20 protein-coding genes are annotated in these 25,325 nt (G+C 55.1%); 19 read left to right on the forward strand and 1 reads right to left on the reverse strand.

The genetic code is table 11. The features are described from left to right. The first annotated feature begins 12 nt into the window (after positions 1-12). The 19 genes from leuB (at position 13) to ABWV76_RS00945 (ending at position 23,348) form a co-directional block, all read left to right on the forward strand. Positions 13-1,071, forward strand: a complete 1,059-nt coding sequence (leuB, locus tag ABWV76_RS00855; RefSeq protein WP_502867337.1) for a 3-isopropylmalate dehydrogenase — start codon at positions 13-15, stop codon at positions 1,069-1,071. Positions 1,072-1,140: 69 nt separating this feature from the next. Beyond that, complete coding sequence (gene asd, locus ABWV76_RS00860) at positions 1,141-2,256, forward strand: aspartate-semialdehyde dehydrogenase (protein WP_353374976.1); 1,116 nt, start codon at positions 1,141-1,143, stop codon at positions 2,254-2,256. Positions 2,257-2,447: 191 nt separating this feature from the next. After that, positions 2,448-3,443, forward strand: a complete 996-nt coding sequence (locus tag ABWV76_RS00865) for an Asd/ArgC dimerization domain-containing protein (RefSeq protein WP_020411760.1) — start codon at positions 2,448-2,450, stop codon at positions 3,441-3,443. Between the two features lie 197 nt (positions 3,444-3,640). Further along, positions 3,641-7,000 carry a motility hub landmark protein FimV gene (locus ABWV76_RS00870; RefSeq protein WP_353374977.1) on the forward strand — a complete coding sequence of 1,120 codons (3,360 nt, stop codon included), beginning with the start codon at positions 3,641-3,643 and terminating at the stop codon, positions 6,998-7,000. 152 nt (positions 7,001-7,152) lie between these two features. Further along, on the forward strand, positions 7,153-8,046 hold the full coding sequence (gene truA, locus ABWV76_RS00875) for a tRNA pseudouridine(38-40) synthase TruA (protein ID WP_353374978.1): 894 nt from the start codon (positions 7,153-7,155) through the stop codon (positions 8,044-8,046). A gap of 132 nt (positions 8,047-8,178) precedes the next feature. Then, entirely contained in the window at positions 8,179-8,808 is a 630-nt protein-coding gene (locus tag ABWV76_RS00880; protein ID WP_040628161.1) for a phosphoribosylanthranilate isomerase, read from the forward strand. 162 nt (positions 8,809-8,970) lie between these two features. After that, complete coding sequence (gene trpB, locus ABWV76_RS00885) at positions 8,971-10,194, forward strand: tryptophan synthase subunit beta (RefSeq protein WP_282951223.1); 1,224 nt, start codon at positions 8,971-8,973, stop codon at positions 10,192-10,194. 92 nt (positions 10,195-10,286) lie between these two features. Then, complete coding sequence (gene trpA / locus ABWV76_RS00890) at positions 10,287-11,096, forward strand: tryptophan synthase subunit alpha (protein ID WP_020411765.1); 810 nt, start codon at positions 10,287-10,289, stop codon at positions 11,094-11,096. 159 nt (positions 11,097-11,255) lie between these two features. Next, positions 11,256-12,110, forward strand: coding sequence for an acetyl-CoA carboxylase, carboxyltransferase subunit beta (gene accD / locus ABWV76_RS00895; protein WP_020411766.1), 855 nt, complete (start codon positions 11,256-11,258; stop codon positions 12,108-12,110). A 75-nt stretch (positions 12,111-12,185) separates the two neighbouring features. Continuing rightward, a complete protein-coding gene (folC, locus tag ABWV76_RS00900; RefSeq protein ID WP_353374979.1) occupies positions 12,186-13,457 on the forward strand; it encodes a bifunctional tetrahydrofolate synthase/dihydrofolate synthase in 1,272 nt (423 codons plus the stop codon). Beyond that, positions 13,438-14,094, forward strand: a complete 657-nt coding sequence (locus ABWV76_RS00905) for an SPOR domain-containing protein (RefSeq protein ID WP_353374980.1) — start codon at positions 13,438-13,440, stop codon at positions 14,092-14,094. Before folC ends, ABWV76_RS00905 begins: the two co-directional genes overlap by 20 nt. Positions 14,095-14,334: 240 nt before the next feature. Next, complete coding sequence (locus ABWV76_RS00910; RefSeq protein WP_020411769.1) at positions 14,335-14,829, forward strand: CvpA family protein; 495 nt, start codon at positions 14,335-14,337, stop codon at positions 14,827-14,829. A gap of 42 nt (positions 14,830-14,871) precedes the next feature. Further along, positions 14,872-16,359 (forward strand): amidophosphoribosyltransferase, encoded by a 1,488-nt coding sequence (gene purF, locus ABWV76_RS00915; protein WP_020411770.1) that lies wholly within the window; start codon positions 14,872-14,874, stop codon positions 16,357-16,359. A 102-nt stretch (positions 16,360-16,461) separates the two neighbouring features. Next, entirely contained in the window at positions 16,462-17,643 is a 1,182-nt protein-coding gene (locus tag ABWV76_RS00920) for an O-succinylhomoserine sulfhydrylase (protein WP_353374981.1), read from the forward strand. Between the two features lie 150 nt (positions 17,644-17,793). Continuing rightward, a complete protein-coding gene (locus ABWV76_RS00925; RefSeq protein ID WP_353374982.1) occupies positions 17,794-18,705 on the forward strand; it encodes an AAA family ATPase in 912 nt (303 codons plus the stop codon). Between the two features lie 4 nt (positions 18,706-18,709). Beyond that, positions 18,710-19,696, forward strand: coding sequence for a DUF58 domain-containing protein (locus tag ABWV76_RS00930; protein WP_353374983.1), 987 nt, complete (start codon positions 18,710-18,712; stop codon positions 19,694-19,696). Then, a complete protein-coding gene (locus ABWV76_RS00935; RefSeq protein ID WP_353374984.1) occupies positions 19,696-21,717 on the forward strand; it encodes a transglutaminase TgpA family protein in 2,022 nt (673 codons plus the stop codon). Before ABWV76_RS00930 ends, ABWV76_RS00935 begins: the two co-directional genes overlap by 1 nt. 3 nt (positions 21,718-21,720) lie before the next feature. Next, positions 21,721-22,962 carry an MFS transporter gene (locus tag ABWV76_RS00940; RefSeq protein WP_245556651.1) on the forward strand — a complete coding sequence of 414 codons (1,242 nt, stop codon included), beginning with the start codon at positions 21,721-21,723 and terminating at the stop codon, positions 22,960-22,962. 92 nt (positions 22,963-23,054) lie between these two features. Beyond that, positions 23,055-23,348, forward strand: a complete 294-nt coding sequence (locus ABWV76_RS00945) for a DUF3175 domain-containing protein (RefSeq protein WP_020411777.1) — start codon at positions 23,055-23,057, stop codon at positions 23,346-23,348. A gap of 37 nt (positions 23,349-23,385) precedes the next feature. Here the strand turns inward: ABWV76_RS00945 and sppA are convergent, their stop codons facing one another. Beyond that, the gene (gene sppA / locus ABWV76_RS00950; protein ID WP_020411778.1) at positions 23,386-25,254 is read right to left on the reverse strand and encodes a signal peptide peptidase SppA; all 1,869 of its coding nucleotides are present in this window, start codon (positions 25,252-25,254) and stop codon (positions 23,386-23,388) included. Between the last annotated feature and the right edge of the window lie 71 nt (positions 25,255-25,325).

A 25,325-nucleotide genomic window follows, 5' to 3' on the forward strand; every position in this document is an offset into this window, starting at 1 on the left:
ACAAAGAAAGTAATGATTTTGCCGGGCGACGGCATTGGCCCGGAAATTGTTGAGCAGGCGATGGCGGTACTGGAAGTCGCGTCTGGAAAATTTAATTTGGGGCTTAGTTTTGAACAGGGGCTGATTGGGGGTTCCTCAATTGATGCCCATGGTGAGCCCCTCACCGATGAGACGCTCAAGGCTGCTGGCGAGTGTGATGCAGTATTACTCGGTGCTGTTGGTGGTCCCCAGTGGGATACCCTGGAGAGAGAAATTCGTCCGGAGAAAGGCCTGTTGAAAATCCGCAGTGGCCTCGGTTTATACGCCAATTTGCGCCCGGCAATTCTTTACCCCCAATTAGCAGATGCTTCCTCCCTGAAACCGGAGGTGGTTTCAGGGCTGGATATTTTGATTGTACGTGAGCTGACTGGCGGCATTTACTTTGGTGAGCCTCGGGGTATCCAGACTCTGGAAAATGGCGAACGCCAGGGCTTTAACACCTATGTCTACAGTGAGTCGGAAATTGAGCGTATTGCGCGCAGTGCCTTTGAGGCGGCGCAAAAACGCAGCGGTAAACTCTGCTCTGTGGATAAGGCTAATGTGCTCGAAGTCACTGTACTTTGGAGAGAGGTATTGGATCGTCTGGCACCGGAATACCCCGATGTTGAACTGTCCCATATGTACGTGGACAACGCTGCGATGCAATTGGTGCGTGCGCCCAAGCAGTTCGACGTAATGGTCACCGGTAATATGTTCGGCGATATTCTCTCAGATGCCGCCGCCATGCTTACAGGCTCCATTGGTATGTTGCCTTCTGCCTCCTTGAATGAAAGTGGTTTTGGCCTTTATGAGCCCTGCCACGGTTCCGCGCCGGATATCGCAGGGCAGGGTATTGCCAATCCATTGGCAACGATTCTGTCCGCTGCGATGATGCTGCGTTACTCCCTCAATATGAGTGAGGCAGCAGAAGCCATTGAGGCCGCGGTGAGCAAGGTGTTGGAGCAGGGGTTGCGCACCGCGGATATTTATACTGAGGGCAGCCAGAAAGTCACCACCGCAGAAATGGGGGCTGCCGTCGTCGCTGCACTTTAATCCCCGATTTCACTATCGCGCCGCTTTCCCGGCGGCGCACTTTGATCACATCACACACAGGATATCGCAATGCAAAAAATTGGTTTTATCGGCTGGCGCGGCATGGTCGGTTCGGTATTACTGGAGCGCATGCGCTCAGAGGATGACTTTGCCCATATCGTTGAACCGGTTTTTTTTTCCACTTCCAATGCGGGTGGAAAGGCACCGGATATTGACCGTGAACTGCCGCCTTTGGGCGATGCCTACGATATCAATGCATTGGCAGAGTCAGATGCGATTGTCAGCTGTCAGGGTGGTGACTATACAAAGGAGGTTTTCTCCCGCCTTCGTGACGCAGGCTGGAATGGCTACTGGATAGATGCCGCCTCGAGTTTACGTATGCAGGACGATGCCGTAATCGTTCTGGATCCGGTTAACCGCGATGTTATCGATCGCGCCATAGAAGCCGGGCAAAAGAATTTTATTGGTGGCAACTGCACCGTTAGCCTGATGTTGATGGCTCTCGGTGGTTTGTTTAAAGCCGGTATGGTGGAGTGGGTTACAGCCATGACCTACCAGGCCGCCAGTGGTGCCGGTGCCCGCAATATGCGGGAGCTCATTGGGCAGATGGGCGCTATTCGCGACGGTGTTAGCGATGAGCTCGCCGACCCCGCCAGCGCGATTCTGGAAATTGATCGCAAGGTGGCTGCGGATATGCGGTCGGTTGAATTTCCCACTGCCGAGTTCGGTGCCCCCCTGGCTGGCAGCCTTCTGCCATGGATTGATACCCAGCTTGAAAATGGCCAAAGCCGTGAAGAGTGGAAAGCTCAGGTTGAAGCGAACAAAATTCTGCAGACAACTGCTCCAATTCCGGTGGATGGTACCTGTGTACGTATTGGTGCGATGCGCTGCCACAGTCAGGCTTTCACTGTGAAGCTGAAGAAAGACCTGCCTATGGCAGATATTGATCAGTTGATAGGTGCGGCAAATGAATGGGTCAGCGTCGTGCCCAATGATCGCGAGGCTACTTTACAGTCGCTGACTCCCACTGCCGTGACTGGCAAACTGGATATCCCGGTGGGGCGTCTGCGCAAGTTGAGTATGGGGCCTGAGTACTTGAACGCTTTCACTGTGGGGGACCAACTGCTGTGGGGTGCTGCAGAGCCCCTCCGCCGCATACTTCTGATTTTGCTCGGCAAGCTTTAATTGGTACGGCCCTGGATAAGTCCTCAAATGGCAATCTTTTTTGTGCCTATTAATGGAGGACTTTTCGCCAAGCTGTGAACCCCATCGCGTAAAAAGCCGCTACTGGTTGTCATAGCGGCTTTTTCGATTTTCACTCACAGGTATAATCGCCCCTCATTTTTTCCTTTCCAATTTCAACGAAGTGAATAGCCATGTCCGAAGCCGCCCGCGAACTGGTCATCGTCGGTGTCGATAACGCCGCCTTTGCCCCTCTGCTGGAAATACTGGAGGAGCGGGAAATTATTACCGCTGAACAGCTGAGTTTGCTGGAGACCGAAGACCGGGAAGTGGACCCGCAGGTGTTTGCTAACCGCAATATTCCTGTGCAGTCCCTGGAAAAATTCGCTTTTAATGACCAGCAGGTGGTTCTCCTATTGAGCGCCGGTGATGCTGTTCAAGCCGCCATGGCTGCGGCCGAGCAAAATGATGCCTGGATAGTGGATGCGGCTGCCAATACCCGAGGCGATGAAAGTGCTGTTTTGATCCACCCGATGTTTAACAGTGGGGATCTGGCGAATGCAGATCGTCGCCTAGTTACCCTACCCTGTGCTGGTGCCGCCATGGTCGCGGAGGCCTTGGCCCCCCTGAAGGATAAGTTGCAGGCTATCGAAGTTCAGTTGAGCCAGCCGGTATCTGCGCTGGGGAAGGCTGCGATTGATTCAATGGCCGCACAGACGGCGCGTATGTTTAGTGGCCAGGAGGCAGAAATTGATCCGGCGATCGGCCACCGCTTGGCTTTTAATTTGCTAAGCGCTAGCGAGGGGCTGCTCGCCAGTGGTCACACTGTGAGTGAGCTGACCCTGATCCATGATTTGCGCCGCCTGCTTGGCGAGAATGTTGCGGTGGACGCCAACATCAGCACGGTTTCCGTATTTCACGGTCAGCTGGCTAACTTGGGTGTTTCCCTGTTGGAAGATGTTGATTTGGAAAATGCGCGCGCATTGTTGGGCAATGGCGCTCGCCTGCAGTTGGCGGAACAGCCATCAGCAGAAAACGCAGTCGGCAGCGATGTGACAATCATCGGACGCTTGCGCCAAAGTCTACTTAATAAGCGTCAGCTAAATCTTTGTGCAGTATCAGACAACCTGCGAAAAGATGTAGCAATGAACTGTGCACAAATTGCTCACTTGTTGCTAAAAAACTACTGATATTTAATACTTAGCGGCCATAGTGAAGGTGTAATCTTAACTTTGGTCCGGCTGAGAGTGGCGAAATATTCACCACAGTTGGTGGCCGCTTGAAAGGCGGTCAATTAGTCGAACGATTACCGTTCAGTAATGGGGATTTTCTGAAGGCGCGCTTTTCGGAAGCCCTGGGAAGATTCTAACAATAAAGGGAATCGGATATGCGTGTGCGTAAGCTGGCACTTGCAGTTGGTCTAGTCGGTGCACTGGGAAGCAACGCGGCTCTAGCGCTCGGATTGGGTGAGATCAAACTCAACTCCACCCTTAATCAGCCACTTAATGCGGAGATCGGACTGCTGCAAACGCGCGGTCTGAACGACACAGAGATTAAAGTACGCCTCGCGGGGCCGGATGAATTCAATCGTGCCGGGGTGGAGCGCGCCTATTTACTCACTTCACTGCGCTTTGATGTGGATTATTCGGGTGCCAAGCCGGTTATTCGCATAACAAGCCGCGAGCCTATCCGTGAGCCTTTCTTGAATTTCCTGGTGGAGACTCGCTGGCCCAGCGGCCGCCTGCTGCGCGAGTATACCCTGTTGATGGATCTGCCGGCATTTTCGCCGAACACAGCCCAGCAACCGGTGCGTGCTGCTGAACGTGAACGCCAACAAGTCCGTCGGGATACTCCGGTACAGCGTCCCGCTCAACGTCCCCTCCAGCCGGCTCAACAGCCGACGGTTGAGCCGGACAGTGAGTTGGTTGGTGAACCTGCGACGGCGCAGCAGTCTGAGCCGGTTCGGCGCCAGCCGCAACGCGCTTCTTCTGTGGAAGACGCGGGCAGCAACAGCCAGGTTTATGGCCCGGTTTCCTCCGCCGATACTCTGTGGGAGATCGCCCTGGAAAATCGCGTTGACCGCGAGTTTTCAGTGCAGCAGACCATGCTGGCGATCCAGCGCCTGAACCCTGAAGCCTTTATTAATGACAATATCAACCTGCTGAAAAAGGGCGCTGTTCTGCGCTTGCCCAATGCTGATGACCTGCGCAGCCTAAGCCTTACCGAGGCGATCTCCGAGGTTGCCCAGCAAAATGATTCCTGGCGCCAGCGTGCAGGTGTGGAAGACATTGCCGCAGCTGCGCCCCTGGATGCCCGCGCTGTGGTCGAAGAGACCGTAGCCAATGATGTTGTTGAAGGGCGGGTAAGCTTGGCCGCTCCAGATGATAACGAATCCGTTACTTCCGGCTCTGGCAGTGGAGCAGAAGACAGCGAAGCGCTGGATGGCGACCTGACAGTGGCAGAGGAAGAACTGGATAAATCGCAGCTGGAAAACACCGAGCTGCGCGAGCGCATCGCAGAGCTCGATGAACAGATTGACACCATGGAGGCTCTGGTCGATGTCTCCAATGAAGAGATGCGCGCGGTACAGGCAGCTGCAGAGCAGTCTGATCCTCTGCTTGATCCCAGTGAAATTGACTCTGCAGAAATCGATACCGTGCAGGAAGAGATGCTTGCCGCGAGTGAAGGTGAATCTCTCGATACAGCCGAGCAGCCTGAGGTGGAAGCGGCTGCTGTAGAGCCGGAAGCGCGCAATCGCGTAGTTTCGGTCCAGACCAAGTCAGAGCCCACTCTCATGGAGAGGCTCGGCGATAATATGCAGTTCATCGGTATTGGGGCTGCCGGCTTGCTGGTCGGTATTTTTGGCTTCTTTACTTGGCGCCGCCGTAAAGCTGAGCAAGAGGCCGAGCAGCAGCTGGAGCAGGAAATGGCTGCCGAGCGGGCGCCAATAGAGATTCCGATGGAAAACGCGGAACCGGATGAAACCCTGGCCGCTGTTGAAAGCATGGAGGCGGATGATACTTTTGACCTTGGCGATCTTGGGGATGTGGGAACCGATGACCCTATTTCCGAGGCGGAAATTCATTTGTCGCTGGGACAGTATGAAGAGGCTGAGGCCAAGCTGTTACAGGGCCTGGAAAAAGACCCACAAGTGGTGGATGCGCGCCTGATGCTGATGGAGGTGTATGCCCATCATCAGGATGTAGAGAAATTTGACGAGCACTATCTGCAGTTGCTCAGTATTAGCGATGGCCCTGTGGCTGACCGCGCAGCGCGTTTGCGCGAAACCATTGCCGGGGCGCCGGATTTTGAAGCACCGTCAATGGATTTTTCCAGTGAATCCCTGGAAGCGGCGCAGTTGGATGATATCGGTGCAGCCCTGGACCAGGATTTTTCCAGTGCTGAACCGTCAACCCTCCCCGCTGATGATTTCAGCAGTGACACGTCGCTTCTCGATGATCTGACCATGGATCTGTCCCTGGGCGATGAAAAGCCTGTCGGCGCCGATTCCGAACAGGAGTTGTCCCTGGATCTCGACCTGGACACCTCTTTTGATGAGTCGGTTTCTGGTACTGACCAAGCTTCGGACCTGGAAAGCGAATTCAACCTGGATGACCTTGATCTCAATGGCGCACTGGAAAATGATGCGCAGTTGGCTGATAGCGAAACCCCATTGCAGGCAGATAATGATCTAAGCCTCGATGATCTGGATCTGGGTGAGCTGGACCTCGGCGATCTCAATTCAGAAGCTGGTGACCTTGGTGAGCCAACAGTGAAGGAGGCCTCTGGGGATGAGTTAGCGATAGATGCCTTCGATAGCGCTGAGTTGGACCTTGACTCCCTGGAGCTTGAAAGTGACAGTGCGGAGCCAGCCATTGAAAGTGCGGCTGCCGAGGCCTCTGAAGCCAAGGCCGGCGGGTCTATAGGTGGCTTGGACTTCGAGCTGGACCTCTCCATGATGGATGGTGAGGATGAGGTAAAATCGATTATTGAGGAGCCTCAGGCTGAAGAGCCAGCTGCTGAATTGGATCAGGGCCTGGATCTTGATGCTATCGATATGGATCTCGCAGACTTGCAGAGCCCCGCAGGTGAAGCCGATTTGTCCCTGGAGGAGTTCTCTGAGGGTGAGCTTGAAATGATTGGTGGAGAGCTCGATTCCGAGTTGGATCTCGACAATATCGATCTCGATGATATTGCCGCGGATCTTTCCTCTCCTGATGAATTGGCAGTGGAAGCTGAAGCGGTTTCCAGTGAATCGGCTGAACTCGATAATAGTGGTGATTTGTCTCTGGAGACGGATCTTGAGCTGGATATGGCCTCGTTGGAAGCAACCGGTGAGGAGTTGTCTCTGGGCGAGGAGTCTATTGAGGAGGAGTTCTCTCTAGAGGATGAGCTTGCCCTGATTGATGAGTCTACTGATGGCGACCTTACTCTTGAGACTGGCGCGGATCTTGGCGAGGGGGCTATAGCCGATGAGCCTGGGCAGCTTGAGGCTATGGCTGAAAAAGAGCAATCTGGAGGAGAGTCTGAGTTTGCCGACTTGGATTTCAACCTGGAAAGTGACCTCAACTCGGAATTGAGCCTGCTCGAAGGCGGCGACGAGATGGGTACCAAGCTGGAATTGGCCCAGGCTTACCTGGATATGGGGGATAAAGAGGGCGCCAAGGATATCCTCAAGGAAGTGGCCCAGGATGGAGGCGGTGAGCATAGGAATCGCGCTGAGGAAATGCTGGAGCGTATGGTGTAAATTTTCTTGGTATTTCGCCTTAGGAAACCTCGCACAGGCTGCGAGGTTTTTTTATTGGGCTGGAGCATTATTTTCCTGTCCGTTAGGGGCATTAATCTGATTGATGTTGCTGTCGCTCTGATATCGGGAGGGGCAAAGAGTGGTTTTTCAATATGATGCAGGCCAGAGAACGCGAGTACATTTATAAAACCAATGGCGAGGTTCCAGCGGGTGAGCAGTTGCCGGATGGGCTGCGTAGATTCGCTCTGGGGGTTGAGTATTGCGGTGCGCGATTGCACGGTTTTCAGAAGCAAAAATCAGCTGCGGAGACAGTGCAGGCTCACCTTGAGCGGGCTTTGTCCATTATCGCTGCAGAGCCCATAACGCTGGTCTGTGCTGGGCGTACTGACGCGGGCGTTCACGCCACCAATCAGGTTATTCACTTTGATACTCACGCCCAGCGCCCAGAACGGGCCTGGATACAGGGAGTGAATACCAAGCTGCCAGATTCTGTGCGTGTGCGCTGGTGTCGCAAAATGCTCCCGCAATTCCATGCACGTTTCTCCGCCCATGCGCGCAGTTACCGCTATTTGATCCACAGCGCGCCGACTCGTTCTGCCCACAGCGCAGCGGAAGTTACCTGGACCCAGCACTCCCTGGATCTCGGTGCTATGCGCGAGGGGGCAAACTACCTGATTGGCCGCCATGATTTTACCAGCTTTCGGGCCTCCCAGTGCCAAGCCAAGAGCCCGGTTAGAGAAATTACCCGCCTGGACGTTGCTCGTGTAGGGCAGCTGATCGTTCTGGAAGTAAGTGCCAATGCCTTCCTGCATCATATGGTGCGCAATATAACTGGGGTACTAATGGCTGTGGGGCGCGGAGAGCGGGCACCGATATGGGTAAAAGAGGTGCTGGACCAGCGCGACCGCTCGGCAGGAGGGGTTACAGCACCGCCATTTGGCCTTTATTTGGTGGATGTGCAATACCCGCGGGAGTTCCAACTACCCCAGTGTGAGCCTGGGCCACTTCTGGTGCCTTTGTCTCTGGGAGAGTTACCGGTTGTATGACTGGAATAGTTGAGTAGTAGTCAGAATGGCCTTATAGGTTACGGTGGCACGCGTTTCACACCTTGCACCAATCTGCTAGTATCGGGAATTCCCTCGTTTTTGCTGGTCGGTCGGCTGGCTTCAGGTTTAGCAATGCAAGTGAAGATTTGTGGCATCACCCGTGCTGAAGATGCCCTTATGGCTGTTGATGCTGGCGCTGATGCGCTGGGACTGGTGTTCTACAAGGCGAGCCCCCGCTATATCGATCCCAAGGCTGCTGCCGCTATCGCCGCTGTAGTTCCTCCCTTTGTTACCTTAACAGGGCTCTTTGTGAATGCTGCACAGGGTGAGGTGGATCAGGCACTGGAGCTCGTGCCTCTTAACCTCCTGCAGTTCCATGGTGAGGAGGGAGCCCGTTACTGTGAACAGTTCCGCCGGCCCTATATAAAGGCCCTCCGAATGAAAGAGGGGTTGGATACCATTGCTGCAATGGAGGAACACCCTAAGTCGCGTGGTTTCCTACTGGACGCCTATCGCCCAGGGGTTCCCGGTGGTACTGGAGAGACCTTTGACTGGGATCGGGTGCCTCAAAGTAGCTCCAGACCCATTGTTCTGGCCGGGGGGTTGAACCCGGATAATGTCGCCAGTGCCATCAAAGCTGCGCACCCGCAAGGCGTGGATGTCAGCGGAGGTGTGGAACAGTCACCGGGTAAAAAAAACCCGCAAAAAGTAGCTGCCTTTATTCGTGCGGCGAAGGGTAGTCAGCTCGGTACCGCAGAGTAAAAATAGGTGGCACATTGAGGTGTCGCCCACCGGTGTTGGCCGGTAAATAAAAGTAGAGCGGAGTATCTACAACAGTAATGACCGGTAATGTTTAAAGTGGTTAGGAGTAGCGCTTTAATCAGTAGGTAAATAGACAGAAGAAATTTTTGTGATCGACGGAGTATGAGTGTGACTAAGCCAGGTGCTATTGATTTTTCCACCTTTCCGGATGCCAGCGGGCATTTTGGTCCGTACGGCGGTCGCTTTGTATCGGAGACACTGATCAGCGCATTGGATGAACTGCAGGCGATGTACAGCCGCTTGAAAGATGATCCGGAGTTTGTCGCTGCTTTTGACTACGATCTTGCGCACTATGTCGGACGGCCATCGCCTCTGTATCTAGCTGAGCGCCTGACAGAGCAGGCCGGTGGAGCGCGTATCTGGCTTAAGCGCGAGGATCTCAACCACACCGGGGCTCACAAGGTAAATAATACCGTAGGCCAGGCACTATTGGCCAAGCACAGCGGAAAAACCCGGGTTATTGCAGAAACCGGTGCGGGTCAGCACGGTGTAGCTTCTGCAACAGTGGCCGCACGTCTGGGATTACAGTGTACGGTTTATATGGGGGCGGAAGATGTTAAACGTCAGTCTCCCAATGTTTACCGTATGAAACTCCTGGGTGCTGAAGTAGTACCGGTGGAATCCGGCTCTAAAACCCTCAAAGACGCCATGAATGAAGCGATGCGTGATTGGGTTACTAATGTCGATAACACTTTCTACATTATTGGAACTGTTGCCGGCCCCCATCCGTATCCGCAATTGGTGCGGGACTTCAATTCCATTATTGGGCGTGAAGCGCGTCGCCAGAGCCTCGAGCATTTTGGCCAGCTGCCCGACGCACTGGTGGCCTGTGTGGGTGGGGGCTCCAATGCCATAGGCCTGTTCCACCCCTTCCTGAATGATGCCGATGTGAAGATGTTTGGTGTGGAGGCCGGTGGTGAGGGCCTGGCTTCCGGTAAGCATGCGGCGCCGCTCAACGACGGTATCCCCGGTGTCCTGCACGGCAACCGCACGTACCTGATGGAAGATGAGGATGGCCAGATTATCGAGACTCACTCTGTTTCTGCAGGCCTCGATTACCCGGGTGTTGGACCCGAACACGCCTGGCTTAAAGATATTGGCCGCGTAGAGTACGTCACTGCTGATGACAAAGAGGCGCTCGATGCCTTCCGTCGCCTTACCCGAACCGAAGGTATTCTGCCGGCCCTGGAGTCCAGCCACGCTGTTGCATACGCGATGAAATTGGCTGCCAGCATGCAGCCGGAACAGAATATTGTTGTGAACCTTTCTGGTCGTGGGGACAAGGATATTTTTACCGTTGCCGCTATTGATGGCATTGAGGTTTAACTGATTGGCGCCGGCTTGTTGAGGCGGGCAGGTGGCAGAGAATACAGACCAAGTGAGCTGGTGATAGCCAGGAGTAGCTCAGGGAATACACAGTGACAGAACAAAACAGAATTGACCGCCGCTTTTCCAGATTGCGCGGCGAGGGTCGTAAAGCCCTGGTAACTTATATTGTCGCCGGTGATGGTGGCCTGGAGAATACGGTACCGCTAATGCACCAGTTGGTAGCCAGCGGTGCCGACATGATTGAATTGGGGGTGCCTTTTTCAGACCCTATGGCTGAGGGTCCGGTAATCCAGAAGGGACATGAGCGCGCGTTGGCCAGTGGTGCCTCCCTGCGCAAGTGCCTGGCCACGGTGCGTGAATTCCGTCAGGTCGATGAGGAAACGCCAGTAATCCTGATGGGCTATGCCAACCCGATCCAGCGTATGGGGGAGCGGGAGTTTGCCGATGCAGCGCTTGATGCCGGTGTTGATGGGGCGCTTACAGTGGATCTGCCTGCGGAAGAGGCAGGTCCGCTCAATAGCTTGTTGGCAGAGCGCAACTTGCGCAATATCTTCCTGCTGACCCCCACCACTACTGAGGAGCGTATTCGCGAGATTACCGGCCTGGCGAGTGGCTTTGTTTACTATGTATCCCTGAAGGGGGTAACAGGTGCAGGCCATCTGGATCTGGATTCAGTGCGCGACAACCTCGAGCATATCCGCCGCTTCACCGACCTGCCACTATGTGTAGGCTTCGGTATTAAAGACGGGGCCTCGGCACGCTCAGTAAGTGCCCACGGAGATGGCGCTGTAGTGGGGAGTGTCCTGGTGACGGCGGTGAATGAGGCGGCAGATCTGGTGGCAGCAAAGGAGAGGGTTGGCGCAATTGTCAGTGAGATGCGCGAGGCTCTCGACCGCTAATCTAGCTTGGTGTCCCGTTACAGGGCTGGCCAGAAAGCCAAAAATAGCGGCTGATCTGGCCGAGTTTGTAATTCTGCTTAGTGTTTTAATTCGTAGCCTGAAACTCACTGGTCGGTAAAATGAGCCGGCCTATTGAAAGTATCCGGATTTGGAAACGAGATGAGCTGGTTAGAAAAAATAGTTCCCGCGGTGATTCGCACCGAGCGCCGCGCAGGTAGCAGCAAGGTTCCGGAAGGCGTCTGGAAGAAGTGCGTCAAGTGCGACGCCATGCTTTACCGCCCGGAGCTGGAGCGCAACCTGGATGTGTGCCCTAAGTGCGACCACCATATTAGGATTGGTGCACGTCGACGGCTGGATATTTTTCTGGATGAAGAGGGGCGTGAAGAGCTGGCCACCGATGTATTACCGGTCGATCGCCTCAAGTTCAAGGATGTAAAAAAATATAAAGACCGCTTGCTGCAGGCGCAAAAATCCACCGGTGAAAAAGATGCCCTTATTGCCATGCAAGGCACTTTGAGGGGTGAGCCCCTGGTGGCGGTGGCATTTGAGTTTGCTTTCCACGGCGGTTCCATGGGTTATGTTGTGGGTGAGCGCTTCACCCGTGCAGCCCAGCGCGCCCTGGAACAGCGCATCCCCCTGGTGTGTTTCTCCGCTACTGGAGGAGCTCGTATGCAGGAAGCTTTGATCTCCCTGATGCAGATGGCCAAGACCTCGGCAGTGCTGGAAAAAATGAAGATGGCCGGGGTGCCCTATATCTCGATCATGACTGACCCCGTTTACGGTGGCGTATCGGCTTCCCTGGCCTTGCTTGGCGATATCAATGCGGCTGAACCCGGTGCCCGTGCTGGTTTTGCCGGCCCCAATATTATCGAGCAGACCATTCGCCAAAAACTACCCAAAGGTTTCCAGCGCAGTGAATTCCTGCTGGAGCACGGGGCGATTGATATGATCATCCCGCGCAGGGATATGCGCTCCACAGTATCGCGCCTGCTGGGCAAACTGAGCGGTAACTGATATTCCATCCCCCGTATCGGCAGCCGGTTACAATACAATCTGGCTGCCCAATTCCTACCAATGATTTATCCAACTATGTCTTCATTGCAAGATTGGCTCTCCCGCCTTGAGCAGTTGCACCCAACTGAAATTGAGCTTGGCCTGGAACGGGTTTCCAGTGTGGCTGCTACCCTCGGTGTGCAAAAGCCGGCACCTACGGTAATTACGGTGGCAGGCACCAATGGAAAGGGCTCCTGCGTGGCGACAATGGAAACCCTTCTGTGTGCTGCCGGCCATTCCGTTGGTGCCTATAGTTCCCCACATTTGCTGCGTTTTAATGAGCGGGTACGGATCAATGGTGTCGAGGTATCTGATCTGGAATTGGTCCGCGCTTTTGAGGCGGTGGAGACTGCTCGCGGTGAAATAAGCCTGACTTATTTTGAGTTCTCGACCCTTGCGGCGCTCTGGCTGTACCAGCGCGCTGGGGTTGAGTTTGCACTATTGGAGGTCGGCCTTGGGGGGCGCCTGGATGCGGTTAACCTGGTGGATGCGGATTTGGCAATTATCACCAGCGTGGCCATTGATCATGAGGATTGGTTGGGAAGCGATAGGGAAGTGATCGGCCGGGAGAAAGCGGGTGTCCTGAGACCGGGAGCCCCGTTTGTCTGTGCAGATAAGAATCCTCCGCAATCCGTGTTGTCTGCGGCAGAAAAACAGGCAAATTCGAGCTATTTTATTGGACGGGATTTCTCTGTTACTCAAAGTGAAGGTGAAGAGAAATACCAGTTTGGCGAACTGCAGCTGACAATACCGCCGATCAGTCTGCCGCGCCCGAGTATTGCTGCAGCAATAACTGCACTGGTGCTACTGGGTGTTCTGCCGGAGGAGGGTGTAGAGAGCGCCCTGGCAAAAATAACCTTGCCGGGCCGATGCCAGCAGCTGTTATGGCACAATCGCAATCTGTTACTGGATGTCGGGCATAACCCCGCTGCGGCTGAGCATTTGGCCCGCTGGTTGGATGCGAACCCAGTATCGGGAGAGACCCACGCCCTGGTAGCGGTTATGGCGGATAAGGATCTCATTGGGCTGTTTGCCCCCCTGAGCAACCAGGTGAACCACTGGCACCCAGCGCTTTTGCCCGGAAATGATCGTGCTGCGGGAGCGGATGCACTGCTCAGTGGCCTTGCTGGTGCGGGTGTTGAAGTAACTAAAGTGGATGCCCGCTGTCCAAATGTCGCCGATGGTTTACAGCAGCTGTTAGCGACCACCGGTCCACAGGACAGGTTGCTTGTATTTGGATCCTTCTTTACTGTGGCGGAAGTTCTGCAGCAGATGCGAGATGAGGATAATGGAGAATTGCGAGGATAAGTCTCCCCTTAGGGGACGGCTGAACGATGGCTTCAAGCAGCGTATCGTCGGTGCGCTGGTGTTGGCTGCGCTCGCTGTCATTTTCCTGCCCAGTCTGCTGGACCGGGAGTCGTCAGGCTACATCAGTGAGGTGAGCCAGATTCCAGCGGAACCGGATATACGGCCTATTGAGATTGCCAAGCCTGAGCCTGTTGCCAATGTGGCACCAGCCCCGGCGCCCGGAGAGGCTTTCCAGCCGGAAGTACCTGAGCAGTTTTCCAATCCCAAGGCGGCAACTGCGACCGAAGAGACTACGGCAGCGGTCGGTGGGGTACCCGACGATAATACTGTGCCTGATATCCCCGTCCGCTCAGCCCCACAAAAAGGGTCTTCCGCCTTAGTGGATACTCAGGGTCTGCCTGTGGCTTGGGTAGTGCAAGTGGCCTCTTATCGTGATGCCTCCCGTGCGGATCAGCTGCGTATGCGTCTTATGGACGAGGGGTATCGCGCTTATACTCGGGCGGTTGAAACTGATAAGGGGCGTTATGTGAGGGTCTTTGTGGGACCTAACGTGGAGAAAGCGGAAGCCCAGGCTCTGAAATCGAAGCTGGACGCCCTGCTGGAAGCCCAAACCTTGGTACTGCGCTTCAAAGCGTAACAGCAATTGCTATTTGTAATCCCTTTTTAATGGCCCGGTGGACGTTGTTGCCACCGGTGACCCTTGACTTCCAATGCACTTTTATTCGGCAGAAATTCACAGCTGGACCGTCAATCTTCCACGGATACTTGTTCTCTGGGTATTAAATTCCAATCGGTTGGCCTACGGCTTCACGCGCCTAGCCCCTTAAGTTAGAATGCGCGCTCTTCGCGGCAGCAGCCGCCACGCAGGTAGGGTTGAATGAATTGGGCTGACTGGACCATCCTGGCTATTGTGGGTATTTCCACACTCTTCGGCCTTAGCCGGGGTTTTGTGCGTGAGACCCTGTCACTGCTCACCTGGATCGCTGCCTTTATTGTCGCAATGATGTTTCGCGACCAGCTTGCGCCTCTGCTTTCAAATCTCGTCGATACTCCTTCCCTTCAGGTGATTGCCGCTTTTGCCATCCTGTTCTTTGGCACTCTCCTGGCTGGGGCTGTCCTGAATATGATGCTTTCCGCTTTTGTTGAGGCCACCGGTTTATCCGGCACTGACCGTGTGCTGGGTATGGTGTTTGGCTTGGTGCGGGGAGCAATTGTGGTGATGGCACTTTTGATTCTGGCTCCGGCACTGGTGCCGGTGGAGCAGGACAGCTGGTGGAGTGAGTCGGTATTGATTCCCCATTTCCTCGAGTTTGAGGGCAGTGCGCGGGAGCTGGCCAAGTCCGTGAAGGACTTTTTTGTAGAGTTATTTTAATCGGGCGCTAGCACCGCCTTTTCGATCAATAGGGTCAAATATATGTGTGGTATCGTCGGTATCGTCGGTAAGAGTGATGTCAATCTACAGCTCTATGATGGACTCACTCTATTGCAACACAGGGGGCAGGATGCCGCAGGCATCGTAACCTGTGACGATGATCGCCTGAACCAGCAAAGGGCCAATGGCCTGGTGCGCGATGTATTCCGTGCGCGCCATATGGAACGCCTGAAAGGTAATTTTGGTATTGGCCATGTGCGCTACCCTACTGCGGGAGGCTCCGGCCCCGCCCTGGCGCAACCGTTCTATGTGAACTCCCCTTACGGCATTGCCATGGCTCACAATGGCAACCTCACCAATGTACGCAAGGTAATGGACGAAATCTTCCAGCAGGACCTGCGTCATATCAACACTGATTCCGACTCGGAAGTATTGTTGAATGTGTTTGCCCATGAGCTGCACAAGCAGCACAAGTTGCAGCCCAAGGCAGAAGACATCTTTACCGCTATGCGTGCAGTACACAAACGTGTGCGTGGCGCTTATGCCTGTGTGGCCTTGATTGTTGGCTACGGTATCGTCGCATTCCGCGATCCAAATGGAATTCGCCCACTGGTTTACGGCAAACGCGAGACCGAGAAGGGCACCGAATATATGGTGGCTTCTGAGTCTGTGGCCCTGGATGTACTGGGTTATACCCTGGTGCGGGATGTGGCTCCTGGTGAGGCACTGTATATTGAGCTGGATGGTACCGTGCATTCCGAGCAGTGTGCGGAAAACCCGTCCCTGACCCCCTGTATTTTCGAGCATGTGTATTTCGCCCGCCCGGATTCCATTATGGACGGCGTATCTGTGCACAAAGCGCGTCTGCGTCAGGGTGAGCACCTGGCAGATAAAATTCTGCGCCTGCGTCCGGATCACGATATCGACGTGGTGATTCCAATTCCCGATTCCGCCCGTACTGCCGGCCAGACTGTGGCGCACCGATTGGGGGTTAAATTCCGCGAGGGTATGGTAAAAAACCGCTATATCGGCCGTACCTTTATTATGCCGGGACAGAAGCAGCGCAAGAAGTCTGTGCGCCAGAAGCTGAACGCGATTGAGCTGGAATTCCGCGGCAAAAATGTACTGCTGGTGGATGACTCCATTGTACGCGGTACCACCTGTAAACAGATTATCCAGATGGCCCGTGATGCCGGTGCTGCGAAAGTGTATTTCGCCAGTGCAGCGCCTGCGGTGAAATATCCGAATGTGTACGGTATTGATATGCCATCAGCCAATGAATTGGTGGCCCACGATCGCACCACTGAGGAGATCTGCCAGGAGATCGGTGCAGATTGGTTGGTTTACCAGGATCTGGAAGACCTGGTAGTGAGTTCCAGTGGCGGCAAGCAGAAAATTGAGCAGTTCGATTGCTCTGTATTCGATGGAAACTATGTAACTGGCGATGTGGATGAGGAGTACCTCAATAACCAGCATGTGGCACGTAATGACGATGCCAAGCGCAAGAAGGCCAATACCAGCGCCTTGTAATTGACCTGGACCAGCGTCCTCTTCACGGCAGAAGAGGGCGCCATGCACGGCCGTTTCGGTTAAGATGACCGCTTCCAAAAAATACTGACCAGGAAGCGGTATATGTTTGAAGACGACGGTTACGCTCTGGAAACCCTGGCCGTGCGTGCCGGGCAGGTCCGTTCGCCGGAAGGCGAGCACTCTGAGGCCCTCTATCTTACCTCCAGTTACGTTTTCCCCTCCGCTGCGGAAGCCGCCGCACGTTTTACCGGCGAGAGTTCCGGTAACGTTTATTCCCGCTACACCAATCCCACTGTGCGTATGTTTGAAGAGCGTATTGCCGCGCTAGAGGGCGGTGAGGCAGCTGTGGCGACTTCCAGTGGTATGGCCGCGATCCTCAGTATTTGCATGGCTTTGCTGAAAAGTGGTGATCGGGTAATTTGTTCCCGCAGCGTATTTGGTACTACTACCGCACTGTTTGGACGCTATATGGAAAAGTTCGGTGTGCGCGTAAGCTACGTGGATCTCACTGATATGGATGCCTGGAAGCAGGCGGTGGACGGCTCTACCAAGCTGTTATTCATGGAGACTCCTTCCAACCCCCTGTGCGAGGTGGCAGATATTCGCGCCCTGGCGGAAGTGGCACATAGTGCCGGTGCTCTGCTGGTGGTGGATAACTGTTTCTGTACCCCGGCACTACAGCGTCCGTTGTCGCTGGGCGCTGATATCGTTGTGCACTCCGCGACAAAATTCCTTGATGGCCAGGGGCGTGCCCTTGGCGGCGTCACAGTTGGGCGCAAGGAAATTATGGATGAGTTGGTGGTATTTTTGCGCACAGCTGGCCCCAGCATGAGCCCTTTCAATGCCTGGGTATTCCTTAAGGGCTTGGAGACGCTGAAGCTGAGGATGCAGGCCCACTGTACTAATGCACTCGATTTGGCCTGGTGGTTGGATGAGCAGGAGATGGTGGAGAGAGTCAACTACACCGGTTTGCCAAAGCACCCCCAGCACCGGTTGGCTCGGGAGCAACAGGATGCCTTCGGCGCCGTGCTGAGTTTCACTGTGCGCGGTGGCAGGGAACAGGCTTGGAAGGTGATCGACAGTTGCAAAATCCTGTCTTGTACAGCCAATCTCGGTGATGCCAAGAGCACGATCGTGCATCCGGCCACCACCACCCACGGACGCCTGAGCGATGAAGACAAGGCCCGTGCGGGTATCACCGAAAACCTGATTCGCATTTCTGTGGGGCTTGAAAATGTGGAAGATCTCAAGCGCGACCTTATGCGGGGCTTGTCCCAGCTGTAGGTTGCACTTTTTGGCAGTGCCCCTTTCTACCTATGATTAATACGGGGTAGCCAGCTTATTTGCAGCAAAAAGCTGCCGGTGAGTGCTACCCATATTGAGGTTGAGGCCGTGTCCGAGGCCTGAAAAAAACAGAGCAGTAATGGATTTGCCGTGCAAAAAATAGTTTCCGCCATAGTTTCCGATATCGGCAGTGTTCTGCTGGGTAAAGAGCGTCAGGTAAAGTTGGCTTTGGCCTGCCTTTTGTCAAAAGGGCACCTGTTGATTGAGGATTTACCCGGCATGGGTAAGACCACCCTGGCTCACGCCCTGGCTCAGGTGTTGGGGCTTTCCTACAAGCGGGTGCAATTCACCAGTGATATGTTGCCGGCGGATATACTTGGCGTTTCCATTTTTGACAGGGAATCGGGTCAGTTCCATTTTCACGAGGGCCCGGTTTTTAGCCAGGTTCTTTTGGCAGATGAGATCAACCGTTCTTCGCCAAAAACCCAGAGTGCGCTGCTTGAGGCGATGGAAGAGTGCCAAGTCAGTGTGGATGGCGAGACCAGGTTATTGCCACAACCATTTTTTGTAATTGCTACCCAGAACCCACTGCAACAGTCTGGCACTTTCGCTTTACCGGAATCCCAGCTGGACCGCTTCCTGATGCGCATCAGTCTTGGTTATCCGACCAGAGAGGCCGAGCGAGCCCTGTATTTGGGCACCGATCCGCGCCAACAGCTTGCTAAATTAAAGCCGCGTATCGATCTCGCAACCCTGAAAAAGATGCAGAGCCTAGTGGGCCAGGTAAAAACTTCCGACAGTTTATTGGATTACCTTGAACGGCTTGTACTGCATACACGACAGAGCCCGGATTGCGCGGTCGGTTTGTCGCCCCGTGGTGCACTGGCGTTGTTGCGAGCGGCTAAGGCCTGGGCGCTTCTTCACAATCGCGGCCATGTGTTACCTGAGGATATCCAAGCCGTATTGCCCTCTGTGGCGGGGCACCGATTACAGGGCGAGGGTGGCAATGGCGATCAGTTGGTGGAGCGGCTGGTACGCCAAGTGGATATTATCGCGGCTTGAATGAATGAGTGTTTTACGCAACCCGGCTCGTTTTCTTACAGACCCCTTGCGTGGCGCCATGCAGCGCTGGCTCAGTCGCCGTGCGCCGCGCTCCCGCAGTATCACCCTCAATCACAGTCGTCTTTTTATCTTGCCCACCCGTGCGGGGCTAGGGTTTCTTCTGGTGATTATGCTGCTGTGGTTACTGGGTACTAATTACGAAAATAACCTGGTATTTGCCCTGACTTTCCTGCTTGTCAGTGTATTTGTAGTTTTGCCAGTGCATACCTTCGCCAACTTGACTGGCTTGCGCCTGCAGTTGCTTGGCACAAGCCCGGCTTTTGCTGGCGACTTTGCTGAAGCGCAAATCAATATAAGCCGTGAGGATAAGCGCGAAAGGGAGTGGATACGACTGTGCTGGCCTCCCGAAGAAGGTGCTTACTTGGATCTTTGTGCGCAGGCTAGCGAGGATATTCGCATTTCCATGCCTGTGGTGGAGCGCGGCCGTGTACAGGCCCCGCGTCTGCGAATTGAAAGCCGCTTCCCCCTCGGCTTATTTTGCTGTTGGAGTCGTATCGACCTAGATGTGGAGTTCCTGGTATACCCCCGACCGATATCTGCTGGTCCTCTTCCTTTTGGGGGCGTACAAACAGAGGGGGATTTCGGCGAGGTGCGCCATGGGGGTGATGATTTCAGTGCCCTTAAAGCTTATCAGCCCGGCGATTCCCTGCGGCACGTGGCCTGGAAACAATATGCCGCGGGGCGTGATCTTTACAGCAAGGATTATGAGTGCCGCACTGATGTGCGCCTCTGGCTCGATTGGGCACTGCTTGATGGGCGCGATGTGGAAACCCGTTTGAGCAACTTGTGTTACTGGTGCCTGCAAGCAGAGAAACAAGGCATTGCTTATGGGCTGCGCTTGCCCGGTGTCGCTATCGAGCCTTCCCTGGGGCCGAGCCACCAGCGGGAAGTGCTGCAGGCTCTGGCCCTGTTTCCGAAGTGGGGTAGTTAATGGCCACCACCCAGGATTTGCTGCCCCGCGAGAGCTTACTGTGGATCTTCGCTGCACAGTTTGTTGCTCTTTTACCCCAGTTTACCCAGCTGCCGCTTTGGGTGCCCTTTGCTTGGGCCTTCGCTGTCTATTGGCGCCTAGAAGTTTTTCGAGGTCGTCGAGACCTGCCTGGCCGTACTCTGAAGCTTCTGGTGATTTTTCTGATAATAGCCGGGTTGGCTATGTCCTACCGGCGCTGGTTTGCGCTGGAGCCGATGGTTGCACTGCTGACCGTGTCATTCACCCTGAAAAACCTGGAGCTGGTGAGCCGCCGTGACGCCTTTGTCAGCCTGTTATTGGCTTATTTCGTCGCCGCCACTCTTTTTGTGCGAGAGCAGACTATTCCCTACGCTCTTTACGGTTTGCTCAGTGTTGTTGTGATCACTGCAGCCCTAGCTGCTCAAATGGGTAGCTTTAGTGCTCGCCCGCGTCGGGCCCTGGGGCTTTCCCTGCGACTGCTGGCCCAGGCTACGCCGCTAATGCTGCTGCTGTTTGTGGTGATGCCGCGTCTGGGGCCCTTGTGGTCAGTTCCCCAGGACACATCTGCCGGGCGCACTGGGGTCAGCGATTCCATGGCTCCGGGCGACTTTACCCGCCTATCGAAATCCGATAAGCCGGCACTGCGGATCTCATTTGATGGACCCATACCGCCGCCAGAGCAGCGCTATTGGCGCGGTTTGGTGTATTCCGAGTTTGATGGGCGCACCTGGCGTCAGGGCTTTGGTGTCGATCCGCGCAATGGTGGGCGCGTTTACTGGAGGAGTGGTGAGCGGCCGCTGCCTCAGGTGGGGCCACGTTACCGTTATCAAGTGATTCAGGAGGCAAGCCGGACCCCGTGGTTGTTTGCCCTGGCGCGCCCGGTTTCCGATAGCACCGAAGTGGGGGAGACCGAGGATGACCGGCTGGTTAAACGGACTCCTGTTTACAGTCGCTTTGCCTATGAAGTGCGCTCCTGGCCGAGGGATACCGATAGTGTGCAGGCCCCTCTTAGCACCGCCGAACGCCGTCGCAATTTGCAGTTGCCTGTAGAGGGTAACGAGCGCACCCGTAAGTGGGTGGAGAACTTGCGTCGCAGGGGGTTGGGTGCAGAGCAAATTTCCACGCAGCTGTTAGCTCGTTACAACCGCGAATTTACTTATACATTGAGGCCCCCGGCTCTGGGTGTTGATAGTGTTGATGAATTCCTGTTTGGCAGTAAACAGGGCTTTTGTGAGCATTTTGCTGGCAGTTATGTGTTCGCAATGCGCGCTGCAGGTGTACCTGCACGGGTTGTCGCCGGTTATCAGGGTGGTGAGTGGGTAAGGGGTGAGCAATATCTGTTGGTTCGAGAGTACGATGCCCACGCGTGGGCGGAGATCTGGCTGGATGGGCGTGGCTGGCAGCGGGTGGACCCCACTGCGGCAGTAGCGCCTGAGCGGGTGCGCGATGGACTGGAGAGTGCAGCTGGAGAGGAGTTTATGCAGGACTCGCTGCTGCCCCTGCACCGTATTGATGTACTGGTAAAACTTCGACTGCAATGGGACATGATCAACTACCGTTGGTACCAGACGGTAGTGAGCTTCGATAGTGAAAGGCAGCGCGATACTTTGCAGCGTTTGCTGGGTGATGTGTCGCCACTGCGAATGGCGCTGTTGTTTGCTTTACCAACTGTACTGGCATTGCTGGGCGTATTGGCGTGGATCTGGTACAGCGGTCGCAGACGCAAGTTGCCACCGGCGGAGCGGCTATACCGCAAGTTTTGTCGTCGCATGGCGCGCGCAGGGGTAAAACGCGATGCCGGAGAGACGCCGCAGGATTATGCGGAGCGTATCGCCGCGCAAAAGCCGCGTTTGGCAACCCTGGCACAACGGGTTACCGATGCTTTTGAGCGAGCGGCTTATGCCGGTGAGAGTGCGGCTTTGAGTGAGCTGCGTCAGCTGCTGCGCTGGCGATTAGCGTCAGCTGTCAGTCCTGCCCACAAGCGGGAACTGGTGGGGAGCTGAAACTTGACTAACCTCTCACGCAAAATGCCGGCCCGGTTGCAGAAGTTTCTACTGGGTTACAGCGGAACATCGCTGGCAACTGGGTTGCAGGTCATTTTACTGCCTTGGATAGCACTGACTATTGTGGATTTGCCAGCACTGCAGTTGGGCTGGGTGCAAGCGTCGGTATTGCTTCCCAACCTGATATTCCTGTTGTTTGGTGGCGCCCTGGCTGACCGACGCGATCCGGCACTGGTGGCCACACTGGCCTGCCTGGGGCTTGCCCTGTGCCACGGTGGGCTGTTGCTCTACTACTCGTTAAACGTGGTCACACTGCCAGTATTGATGATCTATGGCGTTTGCCTGGGTATTTGCAGCGCTTTCCTGCAGCCTTCACGGGATAACTTGGTACAGCGTAGCGCGCGCAATGAGCAGGGCAGGGCATCAGAAAGCCGCGTTCAGAAAACCGTTACCTGGATGATGTTGGCCCAATATGGTGGACAGGCGGCAGGTATGTTGCTGGCGAGCCGATTTGATCAGTGGGGTTTACAGCCCTTATTAGTTGTTCAGGTAGGGGTGCTATTACTGGCAGCACTCTCCTTGCTGTCCCTGCGCGACGGTGAAACCCGCGTGACGGAGATAGAGAAGCGCCCTCACACTCTGATTCTTGATGGCCTCTCCCAGGCTTGGCGGCATCCGGTCTTACGCGAGTTGACTGCGCTGATGGCGTTCAATGGCTTCGTGCATATCGGTGTATTTCTGGTGGTATTGCCACTGCTGGCGGAGGGGTATGGCCGCGGTGCCGGATACTACGCGACCCTGCAACTGGCTTTTGTAGCGGGAACGGTGATCGCCACTGTAACCATGTTGCGCCGGGGACAGGGGCCTGAACCGGGGCGGGGGATTCTTATGTGCCTGCTCTATAGTGCGGCTCTGTTGATCGCCATTAGCCTTGGCCCCACCCAGCTGGGGCTGATCTTGCTTTGCCTGTGCTGGGGAGCAGTTGCGGCCGCCTCTGCCGGTTTGGGGCGCAGTATTGTGCAACTGTTGGCTCCGGCGGAGTACCGCAGCCGGATTATCTCAATTTACCAGTTTGCTCTATTTGGCTCGGCTGCCCTGGGTGCTCTGGCGGCGGGAGTTCTGAGCGAATATGCGGCCCCGTTCTCGACGCTCATGTGGGCCGGTATCTTAAGCCTTGTCGCCTTTGGAATGGTGGCATTGAGTGGTGCTTTACGCCAGTTAAGGGTCAGTGACCCGGAAGTTTAATGCATCGCCTGGCGCTGCCTTTGGGGCGCGATTTGGTCACCATATAGTTGGCTTAATCAGCAAGTGTAGATTTTGAGGGTGGGAGGTGAAATTTGGGTCCTGCCAAAACAGTCAACTGGTCTGAGCAGGTGACGCGAAGCAGTCGTGCCCTGGATCTGCCTGAAGGACTATTTAGCCTTGATAACCCTAAGGCTATTGCCTGTTCACTAAAGGCCGCTGCCGAGTCCAGTAAGCGGCGCAAGGCTGATCCCTATCGCTCCGCAATGTCGATGCTGACGTTCTTTATCAATCGTGCAGGGCATCGCCTGCCGGCCAAAAGGCGGCGTATTCTGGAGGCGGCTAAAGATGAATTGCGCGATCTGTATGGGCGTCCGCGCCGGCATTGAACCGGCGGCGGAGAATGGCATCAGGCTATGAAAGCTTTTAGGGCGCCTGGCAGGGCAGGCAACGCACGTAGAGGGCGCGTGGGTCGCGGTAGCTCTGCAGTTCGGCGATTGGCGCCAGCACCGGCTGTACGCTATTTAACCAGGCGCCTAAGGGCAGGTTGGCCTCAAGGCTTGCGGCGATTTGCGCGTCCACATTATCGCTCAGCGCGCGCAAGAACTTCTCACCGGGGCTCAGTTCACGCTGAATCTCTATTACGTCGTATTCTTCGATTTCAGCAAGCTGCGCGGCGTCGGCGATGGCATCGCTGAGATTGCCGAGATCGTCCACCAGTCCCAGTTTCTTGGCCGCGCGGCCAGTCCATACTTGCCCCTGCGCAATCTTGTGTACCTCTTTGGGGGTGCTGCCACGAGCCTCGGCAACAATACGCAGGAAGCGGGCATAGGTATTATCGACGCCCTGTTGCAGGATGCTGGCGGCTGCCGGTGGCAGGGCGCGATCCAGGCGCATGCTGCCAGCCAGGTCTGAGGTGCCAACTCCATCGGTGTAGACGCCGATGTGCTCGAGAGAATCCTCGAATGTTGGGAAGGCGCCAAATACTCCAATAGAGCCGGTGAGAGTGGCCGGGGAGGCCCAGATACGATCACCACCAGTGGCAATCCAGTAGCCCCCTGACGCGGCCAGGCTCCCCATGGATATAACGACAGGTATATCGGCTTCGCGGGTGGCCAGCAGTTCCTGGCGAATGGCTTCAGAAGCAAAGGCGGAGCCGCCGCCGCTGTCGATGCGCAGAACCAGGGCTTCCACTTTCTTTTCACGAGCCTGGGCGATCAACTTACCGAGGCTCTCGCTGCCAATACGCCCCGCAGGAGCCTGGCCGTCAATAATGGCGCCGCTCGCAGTGATGAGGCCAATCTTGTTGGATTCCTTGATTGGCTTTGCAGTCTCGGAAATTTTACGGCTTCGCAGGTAGGTGAGGGCGTCGATGTATTTGTAATCGCGGTCTTTGTTTTCGTCTTCGCCTATTTCTTGCTTCAGCGCTTTCAGGGCCTCAATACGGCTCGCTAGCTGGTCCACCAGTTTGTTGGCAAGTGCGGCATCAGCCCAGCTACCCTCGTTCTGTTGCAACTTTTCCGGCAGCTCACTGATGAAGATATCGAGACTTTCCGCAGGCAGGTTACGCAGACCTGTTACCTGCTCACTATATTCACTCCAGAGTTCATTCAGCCAGCGCTGGTTATTTTCACGGGAGGCTGGGGACATATCATCCCGGGTATAGGGCTCGATAAAGTCTTTGTAATCCCCCACACGAAATACATGGAAGTTTACCTTGAGTTTTTCCAGTGCACTCTTGTAGTAATTGCGGTAGACACCAAAGCCAGTGAGCATCACTGAACCCATTGGGTTCAGGTAGACCGTGTCGGCATGGCTGGCGAGGAAATACTGGGATTGGGTGTAGTTATCCCCCACTGCGTAGATGGGTTTATCGGCGGCTTTAAATCTCTGTAGTGCGGCACCGATTTCATCTAACTTGCTAAGGCTGCCCCCTACCATATGGTCCAGTTCAAGCACCAGCGAGGAGATTCGCTTATCCTTGGCGGCATTATCGATGGCGTCTACTAGATCTTTGACACGCACTTCTGCCGGGCCCCGGTTGCCGCTGAGGAAAATTGGCAGCGTAGCGGGTTGGGTGAGTTCATCCACAAGGAAGCCACTGGGTGCGACACGCAGAGCCGCACCCTGAGGTACCACCAACTGATCGTCTTTCCCAAAAATAGCAATACCGAGAAACAGCAATATCAGGAGAAATACCAAGTTGGTAAATACTCGTCGCAACCAGGTAATGGCGCCACCGATAGCACCAAAAAAACTACGGACAAATCCTTTTTGCTGGTGTAAATCAGTCAAACCTCAAAACTCCTTAGCGCGTCGGGGACCAGGGTAACCCACGCATTTGTGTCTGGAACCAATGGCGGTAC

Origin of the sequence: Microbulbifer sp. NBRC 101763 (genome assembly GCF_040371615.1) — a bacterium.
GTDB classification, from domain to species: domain Bacteria; phylum Pseudomonadota; class Gammaproteobacteria; order Pseudomonadales; family Cellvibrionaceae; genus Microbulbifer; species Microbulbifer variabilis.

Bases quoted from the DNA above. Each gene is read 5' to 3' on its own strand.
- leuB (WP_502867337.1), top strand. From the start codon at position 13: ATGATTTTGCCGGGCGACGGCATTGGCCCGGAAATTGTTGAGCAGGCG.
- asd (WP_353374976.1), top strand. From the start codon at position 1,141: ATGCAAAAAATTGGTTTTATCGGCTGGCGCGGCATGGTCGGTTCGGTA.
- ABWV76_RS00865 (WP_020411760.1), top strand. From the start codon at position 2,448: ATGTCCGAAGCCGCCCGCGAACTGGTCATCGTCGGTGTCGATAACGCC.
- ABWV76_RS00870 (WP_353374977.1), top strand. From the start codon at position 3,641: ATGCGTGTGCGTAAGCTGGCACTTGCAGTTGGTCTAGTCGGTGCACTG.
- truA (WP_353374978.1), top strand. From the start codon at position 7,153: ATGATGCAGGCCAGAGAACGCGAGTACATTTATAAAACCAATGGCGAG.
- ABWV76_RS00880 (WP_040628161.1), top strand. From the start codon at position 8,179: ATGCAAGTGAAGATTTGTGGCATCACCCGTGCTGAAGATGCCCTTATG.
- trpB (WP_282951223.1), top strand. From the start codon at position 8,971: ATGAGTGTGACTAAGCCAGGTGCTATTGATTTTTCCACCTTTCCGGAT.
- accD (WP_020411766.1), top strand. From the start codon at position 11,256: ATGAGCTGGTTAGAAAAAATAGTTCCCGCGGTGATTCGCACCGAGCGC.
- folC (WP_353374979.1), top strand. From the start codon at position 12,186: ATGTCTTCATTGCAAGATTGGCTCTCCCGCCTTGAGCAGTTGCACCCA.
- ABWV76_RS00905 (WP_353374980.1), top strand. From the start codon at position 13,438: ATGGAGAATTGCGAGGATAAGTCTCCCCTTAGGGGACGGCTGAACGAT.
- ABWV76_RS00910 (WP_020411769.1), top strand. From the start codon at position 14,335: ATGAATTGGGCTGACTGGACCATCCTGGCTATTGTGGGTATTTCCACA.
- purF (WP_020411770.1), top strand. From the start codon at position 14,872: ATGTGTGGTATCGTCGGTATCGTCGGTAAGAGTGATGTCAATCTACAG.
- ABWV76_RS00920 (WP_353374981.1), top strand. From the start codon at position 16,462: ATGTTTGAAGACGACGGTTACGCTCTGGAAACCCTGGCCGTGCGTGCC.
- ABWV76_RS00930 (WP_353374983.1), top strand. From the start codon at position 18,710: ATGAGTGTTTTACGCAACCCGGCTCGTTTTCTTACAGACCCCTTGCGT.
- ABWV76_RS00935 (WP_353374984.1), top strand. From the start codon at position 19,696: ATGGCCACCACCCAGGATTTGCTGCCCCGCGAGAGCTTACTGTGGATC.